The following is a 13,537-nucleotide window of genomic DNA, read 5'->3' as shown; positions in this document are numbered from 1 at the left end:
GCACGCGTTCTCTCGCGTCTAGGCCTTCTTCGGGCCTGCACCTTCGGTGAGAAGCTTCCGGAACGTCGTGCGAGGCACGTTCGCGGCCCTCGCCGCTGCGCTCACGTTGCCTCCGTGCCGTTCGAGGCATTGCCGCGCCGCCTCGGCGTCGTAAGCCACCGGCGTGCGCCTCGTCTTACGAAGGGCACGTTCGATGAGCGCCGCCTCCAAGCGCGATCGGCCGCGTGCGTAGTCGGCCGCGCGTTGCAAGACGGCGCGCAGCTCGCGCACGTTTCCAGGCCAATCATGCGCCGTGAGCTGACCGATGGCAGCGGGGGTCATCTCGAGAAGCCCGAAGTCCGGCTCCATTTGGGCGAGGATCGCGCGCGCAATGGGAACGATGTCCCCCTGACGCTCGCGCAGCGGAGGGATCTCGACGACGAACACCTCGAGTCGATGAAACAAGTCACGCCGGAATGCGCCGCGCTCGACGCTGTCTGAGAGCCTGACGTGCGTGGCCGTGACGACCCGCGCGTTGGCCTTTCTTCCCGAACCGGCGGCGCCGATGCGCCTGACCTCGTAGCCGTCGAGCGCGCGAAGGAGCTTCGGCTGCGCATCGATCGGCAGCTCACCGATCTCGTCGAGAAAGAGCGTTCCGCCCTCCGCCTCCGCAAACGCTCCCGCGCGACGATTCACCGCGCCCGTGAACGCCCCACGCTCGTGGCCGAAGAGCTCGCTCTCCACGAGCTCCCGCGGCAGCGCCGAGACGTTCATCGCCACGAACGGTCCACCCGCGCGAGGTCCTTCGGCGTGCAAGGCGCGCACGATGAGCTCCTTTCCAACGCCTGTCTCTCCATTCACGAGCACCGGAGCGCTGAGCTTCGCGAGCCGGCGCACCTGTCCCGCGAGGATCCGCATCGGGCGCGACTCGCCCGCCACGCCGGGCAGCGGCTCGTCTTCTTCGCCGTCGTCGTCGTTCTCTTCGTGGGCCACACACACGAGCGTGCTCTGACCGACCGCGATCGTCGTTCCTTCCGTCCCCCACGCCTCGTGGATCCTCGCGCCACCGACGTAGGTGCCGTTCGTCGACCCGAGATCGCGAACGAGGATCCACGCTCCGTGCACGGCGATCTCGCAATGCCGCGCGCTGACCGTGGCGTCTTCAATCACGATGCCCGCGCGCGCGCTCGATCCGACGACGACGGGCGTACGCCCGAGAACGACGCGGCGCCCTCCAGCAGCGTCCTGGATCTCGAGCGCCCAGCCGCCCGTTCGCGGCACGATCGCGATCTCGAGCGTCTGCGACGTCGCCGTCGACGGTCGATCCTCCTCGTTAGGACGAACTTCGTTCGGGCGAACTTCGTTGGCAGGCCCGTTGCTCGGACTGAACAACTCCTCGAGATTCCTCTGGCGCATGAAACCCTCCGCGCGCGACGCCTCGCACGACATCACGTCGACAACGCGCCACTCGACCGAGGCGTCCCGAGAGTTGCGGCGCCCACCGCACCAAATCCCGTGAAAACAGGGCGACACTGCGCACGCCCGCAGTGTCCACGACGATGGACTCCGGAGCGTCGACGCCCACAAAACAAGAAAGGCCCGGGAACCTGTCCCGAGCCTTCCGTGGGTTACGCGGTCAGAGCACTCAGCCGATCGCGATACCGAGCGCCTTACGCAGCGCGAGGTACTGCTCGCTGACGCTGAACACGATGAGCTCCTTCAGCTTCTCCGGCGGCGAGAGGTCGCCGGGGAGCTGCGGCTCGGCCGCGATGATCTTCTTCGCGATCTCGAGGTCTGCGCAGAGGAGGAGACCGGCGCGTGCCGCCGAGACGTCCACCGCCTGCATCCAGCGCTTCAGATCTGCCTTGGCGCCGTCCTCGATGAACTTCTGGACGACGAGGCGGAGCGAGTCGCGCTCGACCGGCTGCATGTACTTCTTGAACTCTTCGGCGGTCATGTTCACGGCCTGCGCCATCTCCGGCGGGACGTTGAAGTCCGGCTGGATGATCTTGATGGCCGAGAAGAACACGACCTTCAGCTCGCCGAGCGTCGGGAAGAGGTTCTTGATGTAGTGCTCACCTCGGTAATACGAGAGGTGCTTGCCGACGATGAAGGTGAGCTCCTGGGGCGTGTACCCCGTGAGCACGCTCTGACCCGCGACGCTTGCCGGCGGGCGCGAAGGCACCGCGACGAGCGCACCGGGGACGTCGTTGCGGACGTAGAGCTCCGGCAACTGGATGCCGAGGACCTGCGCCGCCCAGCCGAAGGTCTTCGCGAACGTGACCGTCGACGTCGCCGGCTCCTGCTTGAAGCGGCGATCGAGGGCGGGCAGCTGCTTCGCCTTCGCGAGAGCCTGCGTCTTCGCAACGATGGCCGCGGGGGTCACCATCTCGAAGATCTTGCCGATGAAGATGTTCTCGTCCTTGTGGAAGAGGTTCTTCACCCACTGCTCGTTGTCGAGCCGGCTCTTGACCTGGATCATCCCGCGCGGGCGGTAGTCCTCGAAGAAGCGCTGCTCCTCCTCGTCCGCCTTGTGCAGGAACGCGAGCGCCGAGCACATGCACCATGCACGGTCATAGTCGTGCATCTTCAGCGCGAGCTTGTAGAGCGAGCGGTACGGGTCGACGCGCAGCGGGTCCTTCTGGAGGACGATCGAGTGCTCGCCGATGGCGGCCTCGAGCTGCTCGGTGTTCTCGTACAGCTCCGCGAGGATCTGGCGCTCGACCGGCTCGTCCGGCTTGTAGCGGGTCGCCATCTTGAACGCTTCGATGGCGCTGTTCACGTCGCCGAGGCGGTCACGATAGATGAGGCCGAGGTTGTGCCAGAGGTTGAACTCGAGGTCCTTGTTCTCGGCGTTCGCAGTCGAGAGCCTGCGGAGCATCTTGCGGAACGCGCGTTCGAGCGCCTTCCAGTCCTTCTGCGCCGTGAGGATCTTGTTGATGCGTTCGAACGCCTCGAGATACGTCGGGTTCAGGTCGAGGGCTTCGTTGAACAGTTCGACTGCGCGGTCGACGTCGTTCAACTTGTCCGGGTCGCGATAGATCTGCGCCATCGCGTAGATGAACTTGTACTTGCGGAGAGGCTCCTTCTCCATGTCCGCGATGGCCTGGATGGTCTCGACGACGCGATCCCAGGTGCGCACCGTTTCGTAGAGAGAAAGCATCTTGTGGAGCAGCGGGCGGTTGTCCGGCTGCAGCTCCTTCGCCTCCTCGAGAGCCTCGATGGCGCGAGCAGGGCTCTTGTCCTGGTCGTTCCAGATGTCGCCGATCTCGAGGAGCACCTTGAAGCGCTCTTCGCCGTCGAAGACGTTGTCGAGGATCTGACGCTTGTACGCGACGACCTGCTTCCAGTCCTTCAGGTCGGAGTAGATGCCGACGAGCGCTTCGAGCGTGGGCCGGTGCGTGTTGTCGACGCCGAGGGCCTTCTCGAAGTTGTTGATCGCCTGCTTCGCCTGGCCCTGCTCACGCTTGATGCAACCGAGCTTGAAGTAAACCTCGGCGCGCTCTGCGTTCTCGTCCTCGCCGAGCGAGGTGAGGACCTTCTGGAAGTTGGTGAGCGCCGCGCCCCAGTCCTTGAGGCGGAAGCACACCTCCGCGAGTCCGCGGATGGTCGTCTGGTCGGTGAGGTCCAGCTGGTGAGCCGCGCTGTACGCCTTGAACGACTTGTCGTCCTTGGCGAGCTTCGCGGTGACCATACCGAGCTTGTTCCAGAGCGTGTGCTGCTCGCCCCGGTCACGCTTGCCGGCCTTGCGCGTGAGCATGTCGAGCAGCGGCTCGCCGCGCTCCCACGCTTCCTTCACGATGTACTCGTCGACGAGCGGCATCGCGGCGTCTTCGTTCTCGGGATCCGCCTCGTGCGCGGCTTCCCACGCCAGCACTGCGCTGTCGTGATCGCCGAGCATCTCCTCGCGCAGGCGACCGAGCTCCACGAGGAGGCGCGCGCGCTGACGCGGCGCCGGCGTGTAGCTCTGCTCCTGATCGATGTAGCGGGCGGCCTTGTCGTAGTCCGCGTTGTCGATCGCGATCTGGCGGAGGGCCCCGAGGGTCGCGAGGTGCGACGGATCGAGGTCGAGCGCCATCTCGTAGCGATCCTGCGCGGCGACGCGATCACCGAGCTTCTCGTCGAGGGCCTTACCGATCTTGTAGAAGGACTCGACGCGCTGCTTCGTGTCCTGCGTCAGCTCGGCAACGCGCGTCATGTAGTCAATCGACTGCGACGCGTCGTTGACCTTGTCGTAGAGCTTCGAGAGCGCTTCGAGGGCGGGCAGGTTCGTGTCGTCGAGGTCGACGATGTTCCTGTACGCGTCGATGGCGCGCTCGGTGTCTTCGATCTCGTCGGCGTAGACCTGGGCGATCGCTCCGTAGAGCTCCGTCTTGGTCTTGCGATCGAGCGTGGCCGAGATGTGGCGCTCGTAGACGTTGATGAGCTCCGGCCACTGGCGCAGCTTGCGATAGCAACGCTCGAGGGCGAAGTACGCCTCTTCGTGGTTCGGATCGATCTCGAGAACCTGCTCGAGACGAGCCGCCGCGATGTCCGGCTTGCGGAAGTGCTCCTCGTGGATGTTCGCGAGCTGCATCAGGATGTCGATGCGCTCACGCTCCGTGGTGACCACGTCGAGCTGCGCTTCGAGCACGCGAACGAGCTCCGGCCACTGTTCGAGCTGCTGGTACACGCGGGCGAGGCCGCGCAGACCCTGGATGTTCTGCGGCTCGATCTCGACGACCTCGCGGTACGTCTGAGCAGCGCGCTGCGGATCCGACATCTGCTCGTTGAGCGCGCCGATTCGCAGCTTGGTGGCGGCGATGTCGGACGGCTCGGTGAGCGCCGGAACCTTGCGACCGAGGATGTCGACGAGTTCCTTGTTCTGACCACGCGACGCGTAGATGCGCTCGAGGTTCTCGATGGCCGGGATGAACAGCGGGTCGACCTCGAGCGCTCGCTGGAAGTACGAGATCGCCTGGTCGGTCTGGTTCATCTGGCTGTCGAGCAGCTCGCCGAGCTCCGTCTGGATCTCCTTGCGATCCACGTCGGCGACGGCGACGTCGAGAGCGCGCGTGAGCGTCGCACCGAGCTGCTGCCAGTTGCCGTTCTTTCGATAGAGCTGCCCCATCTGGCGCAGCGCACCGACGTTGTTCGGATCGAGCGAGACGATCTGCGCGTAGTAGGGCTGCGCGTACTCGGGGTGACCGAGGTCGTCGCCGTACCACTTGGCGAGGTGCAGGCAGAGGCGGATCTTCTGGTGCGCCTCGGTCTGCTGCTGGAGCCAATTGTTCGCGGTCTGAATGACCTCGCCCCAGCGGCCCGTCGCCTGAGCCATGCGCTCGAGGTACTTGGCCGTGTCGCGGTCGTGGAAGTCCTCGCCGAGCGCGTTGATGAGCGCGTCGAGGGCCTGGTTCTTGTCTTCGAGCTTCTCTTCGAAGACGCGGGCGATGCGGCGGAGGAGGTCCGTCTTCTCTGCCGTCTCCTCGCGCGTGTCGAGGCGACCGAGATACAGCTCGACGACCGGCTCCCAGCGCGAGGCCGCGGTGTGGAGCTTCTCGAGCTGGTGGAACGCTTCGTCGTGCGCGACATCGGCCTCGAGGATCCGCTGCCAGGCGGGGGTCGCCTTGTCCGGATCCTGGACCGTCTCGCGCCAGAGTTCGGCGACCTGACGATACTCCTCGATCTTCGTCGCCGAGTCCTCGAGGGCCGCGGCGCGCTGCATCTTGACGTCGATGACGTCCGTCCACTGCTCCTGCGCGCGGTAGATGCCTTCGAGGGCATCCATCGCTTCGAAGTCGGGGCCGACTTCGAGGAGCTTGCGCCACGCGTCCGCGGCGTCGTACGGCTGCTGGAGTTCGCTGCCGTAGACCTTGCCGAGCTCGCGGAAGATCTCCTTGAGCTCCTCGGGGTCGAACATCGCCGCGGCGCGGTCCACCATCTGGTGGAGGGCCGAGACGAGCTCCTGAGGCTCCTGCTGACGGCGCCGGATGGCGGCGATCGCGCGGAGAGCAGCGAGGTTCGCGTAGTCGATGTCGAGGACGCGGTTCCAGTCGTCGAGCGCGAGGTCATCGCGCTGCAGGCGCGACTCGAAGGTGCGCGCGCGACGCGTGAGGATGTTCACGCGGTCGTCGTCGCTGCCTGCGATGTCGAACTGACGCTCGAGGATGTCGACGAGCTCGCGCCACGCCTGCTGCGACTCGTAGAGGTTCGAGAGCGCAGCGAGAGCCTCGGGATCTTCACCGCGGAGATCGAGGACGACCTTCCAGGTGTCGATCGCGCGGATGGGATCGTTGAGCCGCTCCGACGCGAGGTTCGCGATGCGGGCGCGGATTTCGGCTTCGGCGACGTCGCCCGACGCGTTCTCGAGCTCGCGCTCGTAGACCGTGTTGAGCTCGACCCACGCGCCCTGCCCTGCGTAGATGCGGGCGAGCGCCTGGACCGCGCCATCGTGCGTCTTGTCGAGGCCGTCGAAGATCTTGCGGAACGCGATCGTCGCGTTCGGGATGTCGCCGAGACGGGTCTCGTAGACTTCACCGAGGCGCGCGTAGAGCTCCACGAGCTCGAGGTCGTCGGTCGGCGCCTTGACCCGCATCTCGAGGACGCCCGCGAGATCCGCCCACGCTTCGATCGACAGGTAAATCCGGTCGAGATTCGCGAGAGCTTCGGGATCAAGCGCTTCGACCGAGAGGACGTAGCGGTACGTCTCGACCGCCTTGTCGATATCGCCGAGCTCGTCTTCGAAGGTCTTCGCGAGGCGACGACCGATGACGCGCTGGACGTTCGCGTCCTGGTGGAGGCTCAGGATGTCGGCGTAGGCGTTGGCGAGGGTCTCCCAACCACCGTCGATGCCGCTCGCCAGACGCGGTGCCTCTTCGGCAGCCTTTTCGTCGAGCGGGAACTCCTTGAGCGCCCGGATGTAGACGTTGAGCGTCTGCACCGGATCGATGAGCTTCTCTTCGAAGAGCTCCGCGATGCGGTAGTACGCCTGGAGGCGCTCTTCCTGGCCCTGCGTGTGCGCGAGCTGCGCTTCGTAGACGCCGGCGAGCTTCTCCCACTCGCCCGCTGCGCGGTAGAGCGGCTCGAGGATCTCGGCGATCTCGACCTGCTTGGTGCCCGCCGCGAAGAGGCCTTCGAGAGCCTCGAGCGTCGAGCGGTGCTCGGGCGCCGCGTTGAGGACGTCGCGGTAAGCCGCGATGGCCGCATCGAGGTTGTTCAAGCGGTGCTGCTGCACCTCACCGAGGCGGTACTTGAACTCGAGGATCTCGTCGGGCGTCTGGCCGATTTCGGCTTCGCGCTCGAGGATGGCGGCGAGCTCCGGCCAGCGCTCGGTCTGCAGGTAGAGGCGATCGAGCGAGCGAACCGCGTTCTGGTTCTCGGGCTCGACCTCCGTCACCTTGCGGTGGCGGATGATCGCGTTGTCGACGTCTTCGAGCTGCACCTCGAAGATCTGCGCGAGGCGGAGTCCGAGCTCGACGAAGCGATCCGGCGTCTCCGTGAGCTTGTCGAGCTCGACGTCGTAGAGCGACGCGACCTGCGGCCAACGGTTGACGACCATCGCGAGGCGCTCGAGGTTCTGGAGCGTCGCTTCGTTGCCGTTGTCGAGGGTGAGCGCACGCGCGTACGTGTCGAACGCGTTGCCATGGCTCTCGAGCGCATCTTCGTAGAGGCGCGCGATGCGGTGGAGCAAGTCGACCTGCTGGAACGGGTCGCTCGCGTGGCGAACCTGGACCTCGTGGACGCTGATGAGTCGCGGCCAGTCGCTGGCAGCTTCGTACACCGGCTCGAGGACGGCGGCCGCGCCGAGGGGATCCTTCTCACCGCTCTTCAGGCCTTCGAGGGCCGTGAGGGTCGGCTCGTGATCGACCTGACGCTGGAGGATCTCGCGATAGAGCTCGATGGCGCGCGTGACGTCGTCGAGGCGCCTCTCGTAGAGCTCCGCGATTCGGTACTGGAAGCTGATCGACTCGTTCGGGTCGTCGCACATCTCGCTTTCGCGGGTGAGGACGCCGAGGAGCTCCTGCCAGTTCTGAGCCTGCTCGTAGAGGACGTCGAGACGCGAGAGCGCCTGGAGGTCGTCGGGATCGAGCTCGAGGATCTTCTGGTAGGTGTCGATCGCCGACGTGACGTCGCCGAGCTCACGCTCGAAGACGGCGCCGACCTGGTAGTAGATGCGCTTCTTCTCGTCGGGATCGGCGACGAGATCGGCCTTCTTCGAGTAGACCGCGAGGAGGTCCGCCCAGCGCGAGAGCCCGAGGTAACGCTTGATGAGAGCGTCGAGCGCGCGAAGCTCGTCTTCGTCGATCTCGAGGACCTTCTTGTAGACCGCGATCGCGGCCTCCGGCTTCTCGAGGACGTCCTCTTCGATGGCCGCAGCCTGGAAGAGGGCGTCCTTCTTGTCGCCCGGCTCGTCGAGGATCTCGGCCTTGCGCTGCAGGATCTGCGAAAGGTCCTGGTAGCGCTCGGTCTGACGGAAGAGGCGCTCGAGCGACGTGGCGGCCGCAAGGAGCGTCGCATCGATCTCGAGGACGCGGCGATAGAGCGCGATGGCCGTGTCGACGTCGCCGATGTCGGCTTCGTAGACGCGCGCGCTGATCATGAAGAGCGAGCTGGCGAGCTGCGCGTCTTCGATCTCGCTGGCGAGCTGACGATAGACCTGCGCGAGGTCGTCGAAGCGGCTCGTGGCGCGGGCCACGCGATCGATCTGCTGCTGCGTGACGTCGTTCGCCGGATCTTCCTTCAGCGCGCGCGCGAGGGTCGCGAAAGCGCTGTTGAGATCCGCGGCGGCGTCCTCGTGGAGCTGGGCGATCTGGTGAAGAAGGTCGACGCGACGAGCCGCATCGTCCGCACGGCGAACCTGGACTTCGTGCGCGCCGATGAGCTTCTGGTAGTCGCCGATCTGGCGGTACAGCGGCTCGAGGAGGTCGGCGATGACGAGCTCGTAGGCGGCGTCGCGGCCGAGACGTTCGAGAGCCGCGAGGGCCTGGGCGTTCGACACGTCGCGCTCGAGCACCGAGCGGTAGCCGTCGATGGCCTGCTCGATCTGGTTCATCTCGCTCTCGCGGAGAGCGGCGAGACGGAGCATCAGGGCGATCTGCGCCTCGTCCTCGGTGGCGAGCGCGAGCTGCGCCTCGAGGTTCTCGGCGAGGTCGCTCCACATACGCTGACGCGTGAAGAGCGCGTCGAGCGCGGAGAGCGCGGTCTGGCTCGCGGGGTCGAGCTCGAGGACACGCTTGTAGGATGCAACCGCATCGTCCGGACGAGCGAGCTGCTCGTCGTAGATGCGCGCCATCTGGACGTAGAGGGCCTCGCGGCGCTCCGGATCCGCGGTCTGCTCGATGCGGCGCTCGGTGACCCCGATGAGGTCCGTCCAGCGCTGCGTGCGAACGAAGAGGGCCTCGAGGGCGTCGAGCGCCTCGGAGTCCGCCGGGTCGAGCGAGAGCACGTGGACGTAGCCGCTCGCCGCCTCGTCGACGAGACCGAGCTGCTGGTCCTCGATCATCGCCGAGCGCATCCAGAACGAGCGCGCGAGCTGCGCGTCGGTCAGGCCTTCGGCGATCTGCTCGTAGAGCTCGGTGAGCGCCTTCCACGTCGTGGAGATCTCGGCGATGCGCTCGATCTCCGCGCGGGTCTGCTCGTGATGCGGCTGCTCGCGGAGAGCCGACGCGAGGGCCTTGAAGGCGCGCGCGTGGTCGTTGAGCATCTCGCTCGAGAAGCGCGCGATCTTGCGGAGCAGCGCGACGCGCTTGTCCGAATCGCCTTCCGCCTCGCTGAGGATGTCGAGCGCCGTGAGGAGCTTCGACCAGTCACCGCGTTCCTCGTAGATGTTCTCGAGGATGGCCGCCGCCTCGCCGCGAAGGCTCTCGTTGGCGAGGAGCGCTTCGAGAGCCTCGCGAGCTCCGTCGTGCTGGGCGTTGAGGAAGAGGATCTCGCGGTAGTTCTCGAGCGCGCCGGCCGCGTCGCCGGTGTGCTTCTCGAGGGTCTGACCGAGGCGGAACTTGAGGTCGATGAGCTCCTGCTCCGTCGCATCGAGCTCGATGCGGCGGCGGAGGGTGTCGACGTACGGCTCCCAGCGCTCGAGCTGACGGTAGAGAACGTCGAGCGCGGCGAGCGCACGGCTGTCCGTCGGCTCGTCTTCGAGCACGCCGTTGTAGGTGTCGATCGCGCGATCGAGATCCTTGAGCTCCGTTTCGTAGAGCTTCGCGATCTCGTAGCTAATCTGCTTCTTCTCGCCCTGATCCGGCGAGAGCTCGCGGCGCTTCTCGTAGATGCCGAGAAGGTCGGCATAACGCGACGTGGCGCGGTAGAGACGCTCGAGGGCGGCGAGCGCGTCGGCGTTCTCGCTGTCCGCGTCGTAAACGGCGCGGTAGACGGCAAGGGCCTCGTCGACCTGGTTCATCTCCTCGACGAGGACACGACCAAGCTTGAGGCGGAGCGTGATGGCTAGCGACGCGTCACCCGCGTCGGTCGCCTGCTCGACCGCGTTTTTGTAGGCCGCTTCGACCTGGGCCCACTCGCCGGTCGCCTTGGCGGCGCGCTCGACGTCGATCGTGGTCTGCTCGTCGGACGGTGCCAACGAGAAAGCCGAGAGATAGCGAGCGAACGCCTTCTGCGGCTCCTTGACCTTGCCTTCGTAGAGCGCCGCGACTTCGCGCAGGAGAGCGAGCTTCGCGTACGCGTCTTCTTCGTGACCGAGCTTGACCTCGATCGCGTTGGCGAGGGCCTTCGAGTTGCCCGCCGCCGAGTAGATCGGGATGAGGGCTTCGGCCGCGCGGAGGCTGGTCGCCTCGAGCTCGAGGACCTTCTCGTAGGCGCGCGCCGCGCGATCATTCTTCTGCTTCTTGTCCGCCCAGAGCTCGGCGATCTTGAAGAGAAGGCTGATCTTCGCGTCGGCCGCAGTCTCCTTCGCCTCCTGCTGCTCGAGGACGCGAATGAACTCGTCCCACTTGCCGCTCTCGGCGTAGAAGACCTCGAGGTCGTCCCAGCGACCGAGGGCGAGGTACTTCTTCTTGACCGCTTCCTGCGCCTTGCGATCGTTCGGATCGAGGGCGAGGAGCTGGCGCCACGCGTTGACCGCGCCCTCGTCGTTGTTCAGACGATCGCCGTAGATCGTGCCGAGCTTCGTGAGGATCTGGATCTTCGCGGCGTTGTCGTAGGTGACTTCCGCCTGCTTCTCGAGGACTTCGACGAGCTTGTCGAACTCCTTGCTGCGCTCGTAGAGACCTCCGAGGGCGCCGAGGGCTTCGGCGTTCGACGGGTCGCTGTCGAGAACCTGCGCCCAGAGCTCGATACAGACTTCGGGCTTCTTGACGCGCTCGGTGGCGAGCTTCGCGATCTCGAGGAACTTCCGCGCGCGCTCGTCGCCGTAGAGGCGCTCAGCCTCTTTGCGCTCGAGACCGAGGAGCTTCTCCCAGTCCCTGCGCTTCTCGTACATCTGGCGCAGGTAGTCGATCGCACCGCGGTTCTCGGGGTCGATCGCGATGACCTGCTCGTAGGCCTTCACGGCCTCGGCCTGGTTCGCGAACTTACCCGTGTAGAGCTCGGCGGCCTTCGTGTAGAGCTCCACCTTCTCCACCGCGTCGGGAACGATCGCGGCGAGCTGGAGAAGCGTCTTGACGTACTCGTTGTAACGCTTGTTCGCCTCCTGCTTGTCGGCGAGGGCGCGAAGCTCGGCGATCTTGCTCGGATCGCCTTCTTCGTCCGAGGCGCTCGGCGAGGAAGCGGCAGCCGGAGCGGCCGCAGCCGCTGACGGCGGCGGAGCCGACGCGGGACGCTGCGCGGTGACAGGCTCGGGCTCGACAGGCGTGGCCGGCTCTTCCGACATCACCGCGGGCGGCGGCGACGTGGTCTCGGTGTCGGGCACGGACGCGCGACGCGGATCGAAATCGCGCGGCGGCGGCGAGGTGTTGTTGATCGTGGGAGGCGGCGCGGTGGGGAGCGCCGGGGGCGGGTTCGACAGCGACTCGCCAATCTGCGCTTCGAACGCGAGGAGCTGGGGATGCTCCGGATCGATCTGGCTGAGGCGCGCGAAGACCGTACGCGCGCGAATCAGGTTGCCGAGCTGCCGCCACGCGATCGTTCCTGCCTGCGCGAGGAGGAACGTGGCGTTGCCGTTGCCGTCCGACTTGGTGACCGCCTCTTCGGCGAGCGTGAGAACGCGATCCCAGTCGCCACCCTTGCGACCGTACGCGTCACGCAGGTAGTGGAACGCGCCTTCGTTCTCAGGGTCGAGGCGGATCGACTCCTCGAGGAACTTCGAGCCGATGTCGACGTTCTGGTGGCGCGACGCCCAACGCGCGCCGAACGTGTGCGCGAGGCGCGCCCGAGCCTTGATGTCTCCCTCGCCTTCGAGGAGACGCGACTGGAGCGCCTCGAGGTGATCGAGCTTGCCGAGCTCGGCGAGCGCACCTTCGTAGAGCGCCGCGTTCTGCTTGTTCGACGGGTCCGCCGAGTACGCGCGCTCGAGAAGATCCTGGACGTCATCCGGCGCAAAGCGACGCGCGATGCGTGCAGCACGCAGGTAAAGCCGGCTCCGGCCTTCCCCGCTCTCGGCTTCCGAGGCCGCGCGAACGAGCTGCTGCACGTGGGTCTGCCACGAGCCGCTCTCGGCCTGCACGTCTTCCAGGCAACCGCGCGCATCGGCACTCTGACCGCCGCTCGTCGCGAGCGCGCGTGCGTAGGTGCTCGTCGCCTTGTCGTAGTCACCGAGGTCGCTGAGCACGTCTCCGAGCTCGAGGAGGAGCGCACTCGCTTGCGGCCCATCCTTGATGGTGCGCAGCTCGAGTTCGAGCAGCTTTTGCACCATGTTCAACTTGCCGAGCGACCAATAGACGCCGCGTGCAGCTTCCAAGCTTTCGCTCAATGCAGGATTGAGCTTGTAAGCGTCCTGGAAGTGCTTGAGCGCTTTGACGCCCGACAGGAACTTCTGCTCGAGGACTTGACCGAGTCGAAGGTGGAAACTCGCCTTCGCTTCGTTCGCACCAGCAGACTGGATGCCTTTTTCGAGCTCTTCGACGAGCCCCTGCCAGTCGCGAACGTTTTCGAGCTGCTTGAGACGTTCCTGCAGGTCCATAGATTCCCTCGGTTATCCCCAAACCGGAAAAGGCCAGCGGCGCGATCAACGCTATCAGAGCGCGCGTTCTATTTGGGTGGAGTTGATCAACAGGCGGCAGCCGATTTCGCGTCCAGCCTCCGCGAGCTCGCGGGGACTGGACTCCGTGTAGGTGACTCGCGTACGCGAACGCGTACCAACGTGGACGCGAAGGCGGTCGCGAGCAGCAGTCACGGTTGGCTGCGAAAGAGAGTACTGCAAACGAGCGAACAGCCGTGCTTGAGGTGCGCGTCTTTGAGGCGCGCGTGTTTGAGGCGCGACGCGATCAGCCCTGCCCTGATCACGTCGAGTGCATCGAGTTGACGTTCGCAGACGAACACGCGCGCGCGTGCCGCCAGCGCCTCCGGAGCGTCTCATCACGCAACTCGGTGATGAAGCGTGCGAGCAACGATACGCCCAGAGACTCGACATGCGAAAGCCCGCGCAGTCGTCCCGAAGGACGTCTCGCGGGCGCCGCTGGATCGTCAC

Annotated in this window: 2 protein-coding genes; both read right to left on the bottom strand. The window is 65.9% G+C overall.

All coding sequences use genetic code 11. From position 1 onward, the window contains the following. Positions 1 to 18 precede the first annotated feature (18 nt). Complete coding sequence (locus AKJ09_RS30365; RefSeq protein ID WP_169927997.1) at positions 19 to 1,395, bottom strand: sigma 54-interacting transcriptional regulator; 1,377 nt, start codon at positions 1,393 to 1,395, stop codon at positions 19 to 21. Positions 1,396 to 1,624: 229 nt separating this feature from the next. Further along, positions 1,625 to 13,030, bottom strand: coding sequence for a tetratricopeptide repeat protein (locus AKJ09_RS30360; RefSeq protein ID WP_146651360.1), 11,406 nt, complete (start codon positions 13,028 to 13,030; stop codon positions 1,625 to 1,627). Positions 13,031 to 13,537: the final 507 nt, after the last annotated feature.

This window comes from Labilithrix luteola (genome assembly GCF_001263205.1).
Classification (GTDB): domain Bacteria; phylum Myxococcota_A; class Polyangia; order Polyangiales; family Polyangiaceae; genus Labilithrix; species Labilithrix luteola.
Note: the sequence above shows the minus strand (reverse complement) of the source record. Positions and strands in the feature narration are given on the sequence as shown.

Excerpts from the sequence above, each read along its gene's own strand:
- AKJ09_RS30365 (WP_169927997.1), bottom strand. The coding sequence starts at position 1,395 with ATGCGCCAGAGGAATCTCGAGGAGTTGTTCAGTCCGAGCAACGGGCCT.
- AKJ09_RS30360 (WP_146651360.1), bottom strand. The coding sequence starts at position 13,030 with ATGGACCTGCAGGAACGTCTCAAGCAGCTCGAAAACGTTCGCGACTGG.